This window comes from Polaribacter sp. AHE13PA, assembly GCF_019278505.1.
GTDB lineage: Bacteria > Bacteroidota > Bacteroidia > Flavobacteriales > Flavobacteriaceae > Polaribacter.
Window position 1 is genome coordinate 487,350 of record NZ_CP058985.1, and the last position, 15,127, is coordinate 502,476.

Here is a 15,127-nt window from a genome sequence, read left to right on the forward strand (position 1 = left end):
TGTGGCAACATTTAATTATTAAGTATTTTTAATTTTTCAAGCATTTATTATTTATGTCTAAAGTTGTATTAATTACTGGAGCTTCATCCGGAATAGGGAAGTCTATTGCTACGTTTTTATCTGAAAAAGGATATAAAGTATATGGTACAAGTAGAAATCCTAAAAACACTGCCAATTTTTCTTTTGAATTAATTGCTTTGGATGTCTTAAAGGTTGATACTATTAATGCAGCAATCGATTTAATCATTCAGAAAGAAGGAAGGTTAGATGTTTTGGTTAATAATGCAGGAATGGGAATTACGGGTCCAATTGAAGATACGCCGACTGATGAAATGAGAGCTGTTTTTAATACCAATCTTTTTGGTGCTGTAGATGTAATGAAAGCTGCTTTGCCACAAATGCGCAAACAAAAATCGGGTACTATTATTAATGTAACTTCTATTGCTGGTTATATGGGCTTACCTTTCAGGGGATTGTATTCTGCTACAAAAGGTGCTTTGGAAACCATAACAGAAGCAACAAGTATGGAAGTAAAACCATTCGGAATTAAAGTTGCTTGTGTTGCTCCTGGAGATTTTGCAACCAATATTGCCGCAGGAAGATATCATACGCCGGTTTTTGATGATTCTGCTTATAAAGAGAATTATCAAATGAATTTAAATTTGATGGATGCGCATGTAAGTGGCGGAATGGATCCGATAGAAATGGCAAAGGCTGTACATAGGATTATAGAAACTAAAAACCCGAAGATTCATTACAAAGTTGGTGGATTTATGGAAAAGTTCTCCATTGTTTTAAAGCGAATTTTGCCAGATAGAACTTACGAGAAAATATTAATGAACCATTATAAATTATAGTTTTAGGCAGTTTTTAATGTTTATAAGTAGTAAGTAAATAGTTTTATTTCAATTCTTAATTTTATAAACAAGTAACTATCTTTGCGTTAGGGATTGAAGCAATTGTTTGAGCTCTTTTTTGTTTTTTAACAAAAAAAGCGAGTGCGTAAAGCCCGCTCGAACGCCCAAAATAAATAGAACAATTACAACTAAATATATACAAATGAAATTTTTTATTGACACTGCAAATTTAGAGCAAATTAAAGAAGCGCAAGCTTTAGGTATTTTAGACGGAGTTACTACAAACCCATCTTTAATGGCTAAAGAAGGTATTACTGGCGAAGTAAACATTATTAATCATTACAAAGAAATTTGTGAATTGGTAGAAGGTGATGTTTCTGCAGAAGTAATTTCTACAGATTTTGACGGAATGGTAAAAGAAGGTGAAGCTTTGGCTGCTTTAAACCCTCAAATTGTTGTGAAATTACCAATGATTAAAGACGGTGTAAAAGCGTGTAAATATTTTTCTTCTAAAGGAATTAAAACAAACGTAACGTTAGTGTTTTCTGCAGGTCAGGCTTTATTGGCTGCTAAAGCAGGAGCAACGTATGTTTCTCCATTTATTGGTCGTTTAGATGATATTTCTACAGACGGAATGAACTTGATTAAAGAAATTCGTTTAATTTATGACAATTACGGTTTCGAAACTCAAATTTTAGCAGCTTCTGTACGTAATACAATGCACATTATTAACTGTGCAAAATTAGGATCTGACGTTATGACTGGACCTTTAAGTGCAATTGAAGGTTTGTTAAAACACCCATTAACAGATAGTGGTTTAGCTACATTTTTAGCAGATTACAAAAAAGGAAACTAGCCAACATAGTTGGTTTTTATATAATAAAGTCAGAAAGTAGAAAAATATTTTACTTTCTGACTTTTTTGTCTTTAATAACTTTTGGACTTTGTAACTTTGTCACCTTGTAATTTATAGTAATGTACCCAAAAAAAGAACTCGCACAAATTGTAATTTCAGCATGTAGTCAATTTAATATTGATACGGTTGTTATTTCTCCAGGCTCACGTAATGCTCCTTTAACAGTTGGTTTTTCTAATCATCCAGAAATTGAAACATTAAGTATTGTGGATGAGCGTTGTGCTGCTTTTTTTGCATTAGGTATTGCGCAACAAACTCAGAAACCAGTTGCAATTGTTTGTACTTCGGGTTCTGCTTTGTTAAATTATTATCCGGCAATTGCAGAAGCATTTTACAGTAACATTCCGTTGGTTGTAATTTCTGCGGATAGACCAAAACATTTAATTGATATTGGAGACGGACAAACCATTCGTCAAGAAAATGTTTTTGATAATCATATTTTGTTCGCTGCCAATCTAATTGAAAACGAGAAGTACAAAACACGTAATTCTCAATTAATAGGAGAAGCTTTGCAAGTAGCAGTTTCACAAAAAGGTCCTGTACATATTAATGTTCCGTTTGATGAGCCTTTGTATGAAACGGTTGAAGAAATGCAAAGTTTTAATTTTCCGCATATTTCTTTAAGTTCTTTAGATAATTCTCATATTGATTATGATAATTTATCAAAAATATGGAACACAGCAGAAAAGAAAATGATTCTTGTTGGTGTTAATTATCCTGATGCCGATTTACATAAATTAATGGATTTGTATGCTGAGGATGAATCTGTGTTAATTTTAACAGAAACAACTTCTAATTTACATCAAGAAAAGTCTGTTAATTCTATAGATCAATTAATTTTTTCTTTGAATGACACACAGTTTGAAGATTTAAAACCAGAAGTATTAATTACTTTTGGAGGGATGATTGTTTCTAAGAAAATTAAACAATTTTTAAGAAAATTTCCACCAAAACACCATTGGAATATTGATGAAAAGAAAGCAGTAAATACGTTTTTCTGTTTATCTGAATTTATACAAATAAAGCCAGTTGATTTCTTTTCGAAATTTAATAGAACAATAATAAAAAAAGAAAGTAAGTATCAACAAAAATGGTTGCAATTTCGTGATGAAAAACGTTTAAAACATCAAGAATATTTATCTAAAGCAATACATTCAGATTTTAAAGTTTTTGAGCAGGTTGTAGAGAGTATTCCTGCCAATAGTCAGTTGCAAATTAGCAACAGTTCTATAATTAGATACGCACAATTATTTTCTATAGATAATTCGAATACCGTTTTTTGTAATAGAGGAACAAGCGGAATTGACGGAAGTACTTCTACTGCAATTGGTGCTGCTTTTGCAAATGAAAATCAGACGGTTTTTATTACAGGAGATATTAGTTTTTTCTATGATAGTAATGCATTGTGGAATGCTAACATACCTAAAAACTTTAGAATTATTTTAATTAATAATTCTGGAGGTGGAATTTTTAAAATTATTCCAGGACCAGGAGCTACCAATGCTTCAAAATATTTTGAAACTCCGCATACGTTAACTGCAGCGCATTTATGTAAAATGTATCATTTCGATTATTTACAAGCAGATACTACAGAAAGAGTACAAGAACATTTACAAGGTTTTTATGAAACATCAGAAAAACCAAAAATATTAGAAATCTTTACGCCAAGTGAAGAAAATAATTTAATTTTAAAAGAATATTTTAAATACATACAATAATGAGTTTACAAGAAGATTTATACGACGAAGAAGAGAACTTACAAGATGACGAAAATAACTCGGAAGAGGTAGAGATGTACTTGAAAGAGGGAGAGAAAGTCAGCTTAGTAATTGAAACAGAAACAAATTTAGGATACACCGTTTTAATTAATGAAGAATTTGATGGTTTACTTTTTAGAAGTGAAGTTTTTCAGGAATTGGAAGAAAACATGGAGGTTGTTGGTTATGTGAAACAAATTCGTGAAGATGGAAAAATAGATGTTTCTTTGAGACCACAAGGTTTTAGAAATGTTATTGATTCTGATGTAGAAAAAGTATTGACAAAACTAAAAGAAAGTAGAGAAGGTTTTTTATTATTGACAGATAAAAGTTCTCCAGATTCTATCCGTTTTCATATGAAAATGAGTAAAAAAGCCTTTAAAAAAGCAGTAGGAAATTTATATAGACAAAAACTAATTCTTATCAAAGAAGATAGAATAGAGTTGGTGTAACATAAGTATTCAGTCGTCAGTTAGCAGTAGGCAGTAAAAATATTTTTAATTAATAGTATTTGTTATTTTTTAACGAATATAGATTTTTTAATTTTGCATACTGCATACTGCATACTGCATACTGCATACTGCATACTGCATACTGCATACTGCATACTGCATACTGCATACTGCATACTGCATACTGCATACTGCATACTGCATACTGCATACTGCATACTGCATACTGCATACTGCATACTGCATACTGCATACTGCATACTGCATACTGCATACTTTTTACCTCCCGCCTAATCTTAGAATATTTTCATAAAACCTATCCGCATTTGGGTCTGCAGGATCCATTTTTCCGTAACCAATCTTATACTGTACAATTGCTTTATTAATTTGTTTACTGCTTTCGTAAAATTTACCAATATAGTAATCACCTAGTGGAGATGAAGGGTATAGTTTTAAAATCATTTTACCAAAAGGAAGTAACTGATCTCCATTTTCCTTTTCCATAATTAATTTCTCGATAGCAAAAATATCACTTTCTCTTATTCCTAAATTACTTCCAAAAAGAAAATCAATTTCTAAGTATTTGTTTTCTAAATAAGCAATAGCATCTGATGGCGATAGATCTTTTATGTTTTTGTCAAATTCCTCTTTAGAAATGGCAGAGTACACTTGAAAAACTTGATTTAGTGCTCTAGGAATCGCTTCACCAATAGCAGATATGCTACTTGGAGTATTAATGGTGTCGTTTATAATGTTAAGGTTTTTTATCTCTAAAGATTTTAAGCCTCCTTGTAATTCTCCTATTTTAGTCTGTTTATCAACAGAAAACGATGTAGAGTTATTTATGTATAGGTAAAAAGTATTGTCTTCCTTTTCGTATCTCGGTAAATTATAACTTTGCAATTGCTGTCCTATAAAATCAGAAAAAAGAGGGTTTATACAGATGTAAGAATTGATAAGTGGAATTTTTTCTCCTAAAAAAAAGGATACTAAATTTGCAGAAGTACCTTGACCAATAATAGAAATAAAAGGAGAAGTATTGTAATTGCTTTCGATTTCAAAAATAACTTCATCTTTTATAAATTGATAAAATTTCTTGTTATCTACAGTAAATTCGCCTGTAGTTACATTAAAATAGGTGTCTTTTTTTCTGGTTTTAGCCATTTCAATTCCTACCACAATTTGTTTTGGAGCTTTGTCTTTAGCTGCAAATAACACAGAATTCCCTACATACATATCAAACAAAAGCTCACTATCTAAAACAACTGCTAAAGGATAATTTTTGTCCTCTTCAGGATCATAACCTTCTGGTAAATATATTTTTATGTCCCTTTTATCATCTGCGTAATCGGAGATGATTGTTTTATTTATTATTTTTTGTGCATACCCGCTAAGGCAAATCAACATAAATATTAGGGTGAACGATTTCTTTATCATAAATTTGAATCTTTATTTTTGTAACCAATTTTTTTGTTCTTCTAAAAGAACGTCCAAAATACAAAATTATGATACAACCCGAGTGGAAAACTGTTAAAGAATACGAAGACATTACCTATAAAAAGTGTAATGGAGTTGCTAGAATTGCATTTAATAGACCTAATGTTAGAAATGCTTTTAGACCAAAAACAACTAAAGAACTATACGATGCTTTTTACGATGCAGGCGAAGATGTAAATATTGGCGTTGTGCTACTTTCTGCGGAAGGACCAAGTACCAAAGACGGTGTGTATTCTTTTTGTTCTGGTGGAGATCAAAAAGCACGAGGACACCAAGGTTATGTTGGTGACGATGGTTATCACAGGCTAAATATATTAGAAGTACAGCGTTTAATCCGATTTATGCCAAAAGCAGTTATTGCTGTGGTACCAGGTTGGGCAGTTGGTGGCGGACACAGTTTACATGTAGTTTGCGATTTAACTTTAGCTTCTAAAGAAAACGCTATTTTTAAACAAACAGATGCAGATGTAACTTCTTTTGATGGTGGTTATGGTTCTGCATATTTGGCAAAAATGGTTGGGCAAAAAAGAGCTAGAGAAATCTTTTTCTTAGGAAGAAATTACTCTGCGCAAGAGGCTTATGAAATGGGGATGGTAAATGCCGTTATTCCTCATGACGAATTAGAAGACACCGCTTATGAGTGGGCACAAGAAATTTTAGAAAAAAGTCCGACTTCTATAAAAATGCTAAAGTTTGCTATGAACTTAACAGACGACGGAATGGTTGGTCAACAAGTTTTTGCAGGAGAAGCAACAAGACTTGCTTATATGACTGATGAAGCAAAAGAAGGAAGAGATGCTTTTCTTGAAAAGAGAAAACCAAACTTCCCTAAAAAATGGATACCATAGATGATTATGTAATTTCAGTTTAAAGCTATAGTATTTAGTTTTAGTAATATGTTTGAGCTTGCTCTAAAAGAAATAAATAATTAAAAATCCAAATTACCCAGTTTGCAGTTCCTTCCTGTCGGGAAGGTTAGGATGGGCAGTTTTTTATGAAACCACAAGTAGTCTCTTTTTTAATAAAATGTCCAGATCAAAAAGGATTGGTAGCTAAAATTACCACTTTTTTTTATGAAAATGGATTCAATATTTTAAGTTCTCAACAGTATGTAAATTCTGTTGAGAATACATATTTTATGAGAGTTCGTTTAAATGCTGATGGAACAAATATTTCTAAAGAAGCATTAGAAAATAACTTTCAACAACTAGCAACACCTTTGTGTATAGATTGGTCTGTTAATTATGGCGATAAAAAACAAAATGTAGCCATTATGGTTTCGCATACTAGTCATAATTTATATGATTTGTTAGAACGCTCTAAAGAAGGACGTTTAGACTGTAATGTAAAAATGATTATCAGTAATCATAATAAATTAAGATATGTTGCAGATATGTTTAATATTCCTTTTTATCATTTGCCAGTTACAAAGGAGACTAAAAGAGATCAAGAAGATCAAGTTGTGCAATTGCTAGATGCTAATGAAGTAGATTTAGTTATTATGGCGAGGTATATGCAGATTTTATCTTCAGATTTTATCAAACATTATCCAGAGAAAATCATCAATATTCATCATTCTTTTTTACCAGCTTTTCAAGGGGCAAATCCGTATAAAAAAGCCTATGAAAGAGGGGTGAAGTTAATTGGAGCAACAGCACATTATGCAACGGTAGATTTAGATGAAGGCCCAATTATTGAGCAAGATGTAAAACCGGTAACGCACGAAAGTACACCAACAACCTTAAAGAGGATTGGTGCAGATATAGAGAAATTGGTGTTGGCAAGAGCGGTTAAAAACCACTTGAATCATCAAATAATAGTTTCAGGAAATAGAGCTATTGTTTTTCCAGAAGCAGGAGAGTAAAAAAGTATGCAGTAATTCAGTTGCAGTTGGCAGTTTAGAGTTACAACATACTTTAATTATAATTTTTGAATCATTTAATTTTCAACATATATAAATGAAAATAATTTGTATTGGGCGCAATTACGCAAAACACATAGAAGAATTAGCAAATGAAAGACCAGAGAATCCTGTTGTTTTTCTAAAGCCAGATTCTGCTATTTTACCAAGAAAAAATCCATTTTTTATTCCACCTTTTTCTGATGACGTTCATTATGAAGTAGAGGTTTTGGTAAAAATAAATAAAGTAGGTAAACATATTGATGTAAAATTTGCTCATAAATATTATGATGAAATCGGATTAGGAATCGATTTTACCGCAAGAGATGTACAAGCAAAATGCAAGGAAAAAGGTTTGCCTTGGGAAAAAGCAAAAGCATTTGACGGAAGTGCCGTTATTGGTGAGTTTTATCCGAAGGAAGAATTTGATTTAGAGAACTTAAAATTTCAATTGTATAAAAATAATGAAATTGTTCAGGATGGTAACACCAATGCTATGTTGTGGAAAACCGATGAACTAATTGCTTATGTTTCTCAATATTTCACCTTAAAAAAAGGAGATATTATTTTTACAGGTACACCAGCAGGTGTTGGAAAAGTTGTAGAAAACGATAACTTAAAAGGTGTTATTGAAGGGAAAGAAGCTTTTAATATTAAAGTAAAGTAGGTTGATAAATTTTACGATACAAATAATAGCATCAATATTTGTTGGGATTTGTTTTATGTATTTGGCTAAAAGGTTTGAAAAAAATAATATCTTTTATTTTTGTATAGGTTTTTTTGTCTCTCTTGTAATCCGAATTATTTATTTACTTATTTATGGCTTTTTTACAGATTTTAAACTTCAGCAAGATTTTGAATCTAATAGAAATTTATCGGTCTTATTGAGTGTTATTCTTTCATATTTCCTTTTCGTTTTTTTACAAAAAAGATTAAAGAATAGAAATTTAGATTATCAAAATATAAATGAAATAGGCGCATAATGAATGCAGAAATTATTACAATAGGAGATGAAATCCTAATTGGTCAGATTGTTGATACCAATTCACAATTTATTGGTCAGGAATTAAATAAAATAGGAGTTTCAGTTTATCAAATTACTTCCATTCAAGATGATAGGCAACATATTCTTAATGCTTTAAAGGAAGCGCAAGAAAGAGTAGATATTGTTATTTTAACAGGTGGTTTAGGACCTACTAAAGATGATATCACTAAAAAAACAATTGCAGAATATTTTAATGATCATCAATTAATAGAATATCCAGAAGTAATTGAGCAAATAAAAGAGATGTTTATAAAAGTAAATCATCCTTTTAATGAAGTGCAAAGGTATCAGGCGCAATTGCCATCAAAAGCAACCTTATTAAAGAATGTTTTTGGTACAGCACCCGGAATGTGGTTTTACGAAAACGAGACTGTCTTTGTGTCACTTCCAGGAGTTCCGTATGAAATGAAAGGTTTAATTACCAATGAGGTATTGCCTAAAATTCAACAGCAGTTTAAATTACCTTTCATTCTTCATAAGACAATTATGACCTATGGACAAGGTGAAAGTATGATTGCAGAAAGAATTGAAGATTTCGAAAACAATTTACCACCCTATATTAAGTTGGCCTACTTACCTTCATTTGGTAAAGTGAGGTTGCGTTTATCCGCCAAAGGCGCTCACAAAGAAATTTTAGAAAAAGAACTGAATGATAAAGTTGCAGAAATTTATCAATTAATACCCGAAATTATTACTGGTTTAGATGACGATAGTTCTTTAGAAAAAAGAGTAGGAGCATTATTAAAAAGAAATAATGAAACAATTTCTACAGCAGAAAGCTTAACTGGAGGTCAAATTGCAGCAAATTTAGTGTCTGTTGCAGGTTCATCGGACTATTATAAAGGTAGTTTTGTAACGTATTCTGCAGAAACAAAAATTAATTTATTAGGTGTTTCCGCAGAAACGATTGATAAATATAGCGTTGTTAGTGAGGAGGTAGCTTTAGAAATGGCAAGAGGAGTGAAGGCTAAATTGCAGACAAATTATGCAATTGCAGTTACTGGTAATGCAGGACCTAGTACAGATAATACAGACAAAAGTGTAGGTATTGTGTATATTGCTTTTATATCGGATACTACAGAGTTGGTGCAAGAATTTGACTTTGGTCAGCCAAGAGAAAAAGTAATTAATAGAACGGTAAGTAAGGCTTTAGAAATAGCAAATAAAGAAATTCTTAAAAAATAATTAAAATTGTTTTGTTCAGAATTAGAATTAAGTGTATATTTGCACCTCGTTTAGAGATAACACTATAAATACTGTCGAAAAGATGTCTAGAGTTTGTGAATTAACAGGTAAAAAAGCAATGGTTGGGAACAATGTATCTCATGCTTTAAATAGAACTAAGAGAAAGTTTGACGCTAATCTAATGACCAAGCGTTTTTATATCCCAGAAGAAGATAAATGGATAACATTAAAAGTTTCTGCTTCTGCATTAAAAAATATTAACAAGAAAGGAATTTCTTCAGTTATAAAAGACGCGAGAGCTAACGGATTTTTAACTAAATAAGCGCTCAAGCGATTTAAAATTTTATACAAATGGCAAAAAAAGGTAACAGAGTTCAGGTAATTTTAGAATGCACAGAGCATAAAGCTTCTGGTAAAGCAGGTACTTCTAGATACATTACAACAAAGAACAAAAAGAACACTCCTGATAGAATGGAAATTAAAAAATTCAATCCTATCTTAAAGAAAATGACTGTTCACAAAGAAATTAAATAATTAAACTGTCTAGAACTCAGAATAGAGCACATAGATTAAAAAACTTAGACAATGGCAAAGAAAACAGTAGCATCGTTACAAACATCTTCAAAAAGATTAAGTAAAGCTATCAAAATGGTAAAATCTCCTAAATCTGGAGCTTATACTTTCGTAGAAACTATTTTAGATCCTTCTAAAGTAGATGCTTTTTTAGCAAAAAAGTAGTAATTACTACATAAAAATATATAAAACTACTTTCTAATTTAGAAGGTAGTTTTTTTTGTGTCTTATAATTACGTATTTTTGGGCGTTTCCTAAAAAGGTCGCGCTTTACATTATATCTTTTCTTAGACTGTTATGGTTAAGAAAATTTTGTGGTTTTAATGAAAATCTTTAAATTTAAATTAAATAATTATATTTATAAGAAAAGGATGTCATTTCAATCGCTAACGCAAGCTTTTTTAGTGACAATTTGACCAAACCCAACAAGTGGCACGTTTTTTAACGTATTGCTATTATAGTATAAAAGATAAAAATGAGTTTTTTTAAAAAAATATTTTCAAAAGAAAAAAAAGAAACCTTAGACAAGGGATTAGAAAAGTCTAAGGAAAGTTTCTTTGGCAAACTAACCAAAGCTGTTGCAGGTAAATCTAAGGTAGATGATGCTGTTTTAGACAATCTAGAAGAAATATTAGTAGCTTCTGATGTTGGTGTAGGTACAACGCTTAAAGTTATTGAAAGAATAGAAGATAGAGTTGCCAAAGACAAATATGTTGGTACAGATGAATTAAATAGAATTCTACGTGAGGAAATTGCAGGCTTACTTTCTGAAACCAATATTGGTAACGAAACTGAATTTGTAATTCCGGAAATCCCTAAAGACAAGGACGGTAATAAAATGCCTTATGTTTTAATGGTAGTTGGTGTAAATGGAGTTGGTAAAACAACTACTATTGGTAAATTAGCAGCACAATTTAAAAAGCAAGGATTAAAAGTTGTTTTAGGTGCAGCAGATACTTTTAGGGCAGCAGCAATAGATCAATTACAAGTGTGGGCAGACAGAACAGGTGTACCAATTGTACGTCAAGAAATGGGATCTGATCCAGCTTCTGTAGCTTTTGATACTTTAAAATCTGCAGTAAATCAAGATGCAGATGTTGTTATTATAGATACCGCTGGTCGTTTACATAATAAGATAAACCTAATGAATGAGTTGACCAAGATAAAACGTGTTATGCAAAAAGTGGTAGCAGATTCTCCACATGATGTATTGTTAGTTTTAGATGGTTCTACTGGTCAGAATGCTTTTGAACAAGCAAAGCAATTTACTTTAGCAACAGAAGTTACTTCTTTAGCAGTTACTAAATTAGATGGTACGGCAAAAGGTGGAGTTGTTATTGGTATTTCAGATCAATTTAAAATTCCTGTAAAATATATTGGAGTAGGAGAAGGAATTGATGATTTACAAGTGTTTAATAAACATGAATTTGTAGATTCATTTTTTAAATAAATCAATCTTATTTTATTTTATAAAAATCTGAAATAAATTCAGATAGACAAAAAAAGAAGCCTCACAAATTGTGAGGCTTTTTCTATGATTATACTTTTTGTAAATTATTATTCTGTTAAAAGACCTTCTACAGAAAGATAACGTTCTCCAGTATCATAATTCATGGTTAATATAACTTCTTCACCTTTTAAGGTTGCTAACTGTTTTCTAACAGCCGCTAAAGAGGCTCCTGTAGAAATACCTACTAAGATTCCTTCTGTTTTTGCAATGTTTTTAACTTCTGCAAATGCTTCTTCATTCGTTATTTTAACAGCACCATCAATTATGTCTTTATTGAATGTTTCAGGAAAGAAGCCTGGTCCAATTCCTTGTAATTTATGAGGTCCTGGTTCGCCTCCAGAAATAATAGAAGATCCTGTAGGTTCCACTGCCAATACTTTTATACTGGGATATTTTTCTTTTAAAACCTCTGCCATACCTGTAATATGTCCGCCAGTTCCAACACCAGTAATTAAATAATCTAAACCTTCAGGAAAGTCGTTTACTACTTCTTGAGCAGTAGTTTTATGATGGATTTCTGGGTTTGCAGGATTTGTAAATTGCGATGGCATCCACGCATTTTTATTTTCAGCGACCATTTCGTGCGCCTTTGCGATAGTACCTCCTAAACCAAGTTCTTTAGGGGTAAGTACTAAATTAGCTCCGTAAGCTTTCATTAAAGCACGTCTTTCTACGGACATAGATTCTGGCATCACTAAAGTAAGCTTCAAGTTTTTTACAGCAGCTACCATTGCTAAACCAACACCAGTATTACCAGAGGTTGGTTCTATAATTTCTGTATCTTTATTTATTAGGTTCTTGCTTTCAGCATCTTCAATCATTGCCAATGCAATTCTATCCTTAATACTTCCACCTGGGTTTGCTTTTTCTAGTTTCATCCAAACATTTGCATTTGGAAATAATTTTGCCAATCGTACAACCGGTGTGTTACCGATACCTTCTAATATATTATTGATTTTCATGAAAATTTTATATTTAGTTTGTATTGTTATTTCTTAGAGTACTAAGTTAGAAAATTCAGTTAAAATAGCCTTAGTATTAATCCTAATTTAATCCTAAATTAGAAATAGGAGTTTTAACATTTCTTAAAAAGTATGGTGTTTTATAGAATTCCTTAAATGGACTAAAGTAAGTTGCTTGTAAAGTTATATCATAAAAAAAAGCCCCACAAATGTGAGGCTTTTTATATGAGAATAAGTAATCAGTTACTTATTGATTTACTTTACTTTTAAATTTATCAAACTCATTAGATTCTTTTTTAGGCCAGCTATTGTTAGAAGTATCTACATCTGCTGTTTCAAAATCTGGATCTACAGTTATGCTTGTAATTTCTTTGGTAGAAGAAAAAACTCTTTTAGCACTAGTGTCATTTTTCATCCAAATCTGTGCCGGAAATGTTTGTTTATCAGTAGTTCCATCTGCATAGGTTAATCCTACAATAATTGGCATTACTAAACCTCCTGGTTTTTCAAATTCTACTGCATATAAATAAGAAGGAACTTCTTTGCCATTTGTGTGAGCATCCATTGCTTTTGCATTGGCATCTTCTTTTTTATCTGTGATGTAAACTAATTCTCCTAAACCATCAAAATATTGCTTGTATTGTTCTTTTAATTTTGTAACTCTTTCATTAGGTTTGTCTGTTAAGTATAATGGTTTTACTTCTTTAACCGCTATGTCAGTTACATCTGTAGTATAGAACCATCCTCTCCAAAACCAATCTAAATCCATAGCAGAAGCATCTTCCATTGTTCTAAAAAAGTCTTCTGGAGTAGGGTGCTTAAACATCCATCTTTGAGAATACGTTCTAAATGCATGGTCAAATAATTCTGGACCCATAATCGTAGTACGCAATATATATAAAGCGGCGGCTGGTTTTGTATATGCGTTTGGTCCGAATTGTTTTACGTAATCTCCTTGAGACATGATAGGAGAGATATTACTTTGGTCTCCGCCCATGTATCTTGTTATTTCTTTAGCCGGATTTTTTGAAAACAAATCATAATCATAAGAAAACTCTGCTAATATTTCTACAAAAGAGTTTAAACCTTCATCCATCCAAGTCCATTGTCTTTCATCAGAATTTACAATCATCGGGAAAAAGTTATGACCTACTTCGTGAACAATTACTCCAATCATTCCTTTTTTCGTTCTATCAGAATAGGTTCCATCAGGATTAGGACGACCAAAGTTGAAACAAATCATTGGGTATTCCATTCCTTGTCTTTCTGAGTGTACAGAAATTGCTTTAGAATATGGGTAGTCAAACGTTAATTTAGAATATTCTATTAAAGTGTGTGCAACTGCTCTTGTAGAGTGCTCTTCCCATAAAGGATTTCCTTCTTTAGGATATAAAGAAACCGCCATTACGGTTTTCCCATTTATGTTGGTAGCCATGGCATCCCAAATATATTTTCTAGAGGATGCGAAAGCGAAATCTCTAACTTTTTCAGCTTTAAATGTCCAAGTTTTTGTTTTGGTAGCACGCCCTTTTTCTGCTTCTTCAGCTTCGGCTTGTGTAACAATCATTACTGGGTTATCAAAAGTTTTTCTTGCTTTTTCCCAACGATTACGTTGTGTCTTCGTTAAGACATTTTTTTCGTTCTGTAAATCACCAGTTGCATCTACAATATGATCAGCAGGTACCGTTATGTTTACTTCATAGTCTCCAAACTCTAAAGCAAATTCACTACGACCCCAGAATTGCATATTTTGCCATCCTTCTACATTGTTATATACCGCTAATCTTGGAAAGAATTGTGCAATAGTATAGTTGTTGTTTCCGTCAGGGAAAGTTTCTAAACCAGAACGTCCACCATCTTTATTAATATCGTTGATTTTATAATTCCATTTAATGCTAAATTTAAAAGTATCTCCAGACGCTAATGGTTTAGGTAAATTAATACGCATCATGGTTCTGTTGATAAAGTGTGATAAAGGTTTACCATTACTTTCTACTTCTTCAATATTAAAACCAAAACCTTTCCCTTCATTCATAAAGTCTTTTTGGAAATTTTCTGGAGTTATAAAAGGAGTTGCTCCAGTAGATTGAGCTAAAGGTGTTTTAGAATCATCTGCTCTCATGTTTTGATCTAACTGTACCCATAAATACTCTAATTGATCCTTAGAGTTATTGTGATACGTAATTGTTTCATCTCCATAAATTTTATTAGTGCTTTCTTCTAAACGAATGTCCATTACATAATCAACTTTTTGTTGCGTGTATTGACTTCCTGGTGCACCAGAAGCAGCATGTTGATCATTAGGAGTTGCCAAAACATCTTTTAGTTGTCTAAACTTGTTTTGGTCTGTGTGCCCTTGTAGGGTTTTACTTTCTTCTTTTTTTTCTTGTGCAAAAGTACCTGCAGCAACAAAAAATAAAGAAAATACGAATAAAGTGAATTTTTTCATTTGAGTTATTTGAATTAAAAGTGA

General features: G+C 31.8%; 15 protein-coding genes. 12 read left to right on the plus strand and 3 right to left on the minus strand.

What is annotated here, in order from left to right:
- Positions 1-53 precede the first annotated feature (53 nt).
- The 4 genes from H0I28_RS02115 to H0I28_RS02130 all read left to right on the plus strand — a co-directional run bounded on the left by H0I28_RS02115 (position 54) and on the right by H0I28_RS02130 (position 3,982).
- Positions 54-857, plus strand: a complete 804-nt coding sequence (locus tag H0I28_RS02115; RefSeq protein ID WP_218760282.1) for an SDR family oxidoreductase — start codon at positions 54-56, stop codon at positions 855-857.
- A 202-nt stretch (positions 858-1,059) separates the two neighbouring features.
- Complete coding sequence (fsa, locus tag H0I28_RS02120; RefSeq protein ID WP_165730188.1) at positions 1,060-1,713, plus strand: fructose-6-phosphate aldolase; 654 nt, start codon at positions 1,060-1,062, stop codon at positions 1,711-1,713.
- Between the two features lie 119 nt (positions 1,714-1,832).
- Positions 1,833-3,491, plus strand: a complete 1,659-nt coding sequence (gene menD, locus H0I28_RS02125; RefSeq protein WP_218760283.1) for a 2-succinyl-5-enolpyruvyl-6-hydroxy-3-cyclohexene-1-carboxylic-acid synthase — start codon at positions 1,833-1,835, stop codon at positions 3,489-3,491.
- Complete coding sequence (locus H0I28_RS02130; protein WP_254712818.1) at positions 3,491-3,982, plus strand: DNA-binding protein; 492 nt, start codon at positions 3,491-3,493, stop codon at positions 3,980-3,982. The genes menD and H0I28_RS02130 overlap by 1 nt, the downstream gene beginning before the upstream one ends.
- A 279-nt stretch (positions 3,983-4,261) precedes the next feature.
- On the opposite strand, the gene H0I28_RS02135 is transcribed toward H0I28_RS02130, so the two are convergent.
- Entirely contained in the window at positions 4,262-5,389 is a 1,128-nt protein-coding gene (locus tag H0I28_RS02135; RefSeq protein ID WP_254712819.1) for an alpha/beta hydrolase-fold protein, read from the minus strand.
- Between the two features lie 98 nt (positions 5,390-5,487).
- On the opposite strand from H0I28_RS02135, the gene H0I28_RS02140 reads away from it, so the two are divergent.
- The 8 genes from H0I28_RS02140 (at position 5,488) to ftsY (ending at position 11,632) form a co-directional block, all read left to right on the plus strand.
- Positions 5,488-6,327: a 1,4-dihydroxy-2-naphthoyl-CoA synthase gene (locus H0I28_RS02140; RefSeq protein ID WP_218733036.1), complete on the plus strand. Its 840-nt coding sequence runs from the start codon at positions 5,488-5,490 to the stop codon at positions 6,325-6,327.
- A 146-nt stretch (positions 6,328-6,473) separates the two neighbouring features.
- The gene (gene purU, locus H0I28_RS02145; protein ID WP_218760284.1) at positions 6,474-7,343 is read left to right on the plus strand and encodes a formyltetrahydrofolate deformylase; all 870 of its coding nucleotides are present in this window, start codon (positions 6,474-6,476) and stop codon (positions 7,341-7,343) included.
- A gap of 94 nt (positions 7,344-7,437) precedes the next feature.
- On the plus strand, positions 7,438-8,046 hold the full coding sequence (locus H0I28_RS02150; RefSeq protein ID WP_218760285.1) for a fumarylacetoacetate hydrolase family protein: 609 nt from the start codon (positions 7,438-7,440) through the stop codon (positions 8,044-8,046).
- Positions 8,047-8,361: 315 nt separating this feature from the next.
- On the plus strand, positions 8,362-9,609 hold the full coding sequence (locus tag H0I28_RS02155) for a competence/damage-inducible protein A (protein WP_218760286.1): 1,248 nt from the start codon (positions 8,362-8,364) through the stop codon (positions 9,607-9,609).
- Positions 9,610-9,691: 82 nt separating this feature from the next.
- Entirely contained in the window at positions 9,692-9,931 is a 240-nt protein-coding gene (gene rpmB / locus H0I28_RS02160) for a 50S ribosomal protein L28 (protein ID WP_158838598.1), read from the plus strand.
- A 29-nt stretch (positions 9,932-9,960) separates the two neighbouring features.
- Positions 9,961-10,143 (plus strand): 50S ribosomal protein L33, encoded by a 183-nt coding sequence (rpmG, locus tag H0I28_RS02165; protein ID WP_068449915.1) that lies wholly within the window; start codon positions 9,961-9,963, stop codon positions 10,141-10,143.
- A gap of 51 nt (positions 10,144-10,194) precedes the next feature.
- Positions 10,195-10,347 carry a DUF4295 family protein gene (locus H0I28_RS02170; RefSeq protein WP_218733040.1) on the plus strand — a complete coding sequence of 51 codons (153 nt, stop codon included), beginning with the start codon at positions 10,195-10,197 and terminating at the stop codon, positions 10,345-10,347.
- Positions 10,348-10,657: 310 nt separating this feature from the next.
- Positions 10,658-11,632 carry a signal recognition particle-docking protein FtsY gene (ftsY, locus tag H0I28_RS02175; protein WP_218733041.1) on the plus strand — a complete coding sequence of 325 codons (975 nt, stop codon included), beginning with the start codon at positions 10,658-10,660 and terminating at the stop codon, positions 11,630-11,632.
- Positions 11,633-11,739: 107 nt separating this feature from the next.
- Here ftsY and cysK read toward each other — a convergent pair whose 3' ends face one another.
- Positions 11,740-12,654 (minus strand): cysteine synthase A, encoded by a 915-nt coding sequence (gene cysK, locus H0I28_RS02180; RefSeq protein WP_218733042.1) that lies wholly within the window; start codon positions 12,652-12,654, stop codon positions 11,740-11,742.
- A gap of 247 nt (positions 12,655-12,901) precedes the next feature.
- Positions 12,902-15,103: a M1 family metallopeptidase gene (locus tag H0I28_RS02185; protein ID WP_218760287.1), complete on the minus strand. Its 2,202-nt coding sequence runs from the start codon at positions 15,101-15,103 to the stop codon at positions 12,902-12,904.
- Positions 15,104-15,127: the final 24 nt, after the last annotated feature.

Excerpts from the sequence above, each read along its gene's own strand:
- menD (WP_218760283.1), top strand. The coding sequence starts at position 1,833 with ATGTACCCAAAAAAAGAACTCGCACAAATTGTAATTTCAGCATGTAGT.
- rpmG (WP_068449915.1), top strand. The coding sequence starts at position 9,961 with ATGGCAAAAAAAGGTAACAGAGTTCAGGTAATTTTAGAATGCACAGAG.
- fsa (WP_165730188.1), top strand. The coding sequence starts at position 1,060 with ATGAAATTTTTTATTGACACTGCAAATTTAGAGCAAATTAAAGAAGCG.
- H0I28_RS02170 (WP_218733040.1), top strand. The coding sequence starts at position 10,195 with ATGGCAAAGAAAACAGTAGCATCGTTACAAACATCTTCAAAAAGATTA.
- cysK (WP_218733042.1), bottom strand. The coding sequence starts at position 12,654 with ATGAAAATCAATAATATATTAGAAGGTATCGGTAACACACCGGTTGTA.
- ftsY (WP_218733041.1), top strand. The coding sequence starts at position 10,658 with ATGAGTTTTTTTAAAAAAATATTTTCAAAAGAAAAAAAAGAAACCTTA.
- H0I28_RS02135 (WP_254712819.1), bottom strand. The coding sequence starts at position 5,389 with ATGTTGATTTGCCTTAGCGGGTATGCACAAAAAATAATAAATAAAACA.
- H0I28_RS02185 (WP_218760287.1), bottom strand. The coding sequence starts at position 15,103 with ATGAAAAAATTCACTTTATTCGTATTTTCTTTATTTTTTGTTGCTGCA.
- H0I28_RS02115 (WP_218760282.1), top strand. The coding sequence starts at position 54 with ATGTCTAAAGTTGTATTAATTACTGGAGCTTCATCCGGAATAGGGAAG.
- purU (WP_218760284.1), top strand. The coding sequence starts at position 6,474 with ATGAAACCACAAGTAGTCTCTTTTTTAATAAAATGTCCAGATCAAAAA.
- rpmB (WP_158838598.1), top strand. The coding sequence starts at position 9,692 with ATGTCTAGAGTTTGTGAATTAACAGGTAAAAAAGCAATGGTTGGGAAC.
- H0I28_RS02140 (WP_218733036.1), top strand. The coding sequence starts at position 5,488 with ATGATACAACCCGAGTGGAAAACTGTTAAAGAATACGAAGACATTACC.
- H0I28_RS02130 (WP_254712818.1), top strand. The coding sequence starts at position 3,491 with ATGAGTTTACAAGAAGATTTATACGACGAAGAAGAGAACTTACAAGAT.
- H0I28_RS02150 (WP_218760285.1), top strand. The coding sequence starts at position 7,438 with ATGAAAATAATTTGTATTGGGCGCAATTACGCAAAACACATAGAAGAA.
- H0I28_RS02155 (WP_218760286.1), top strand. The coding sequence starts at position 8,362 with ATGAATGCAGAAATTATTACAATAGGAGATGAAATCCTAATTGGTCAG.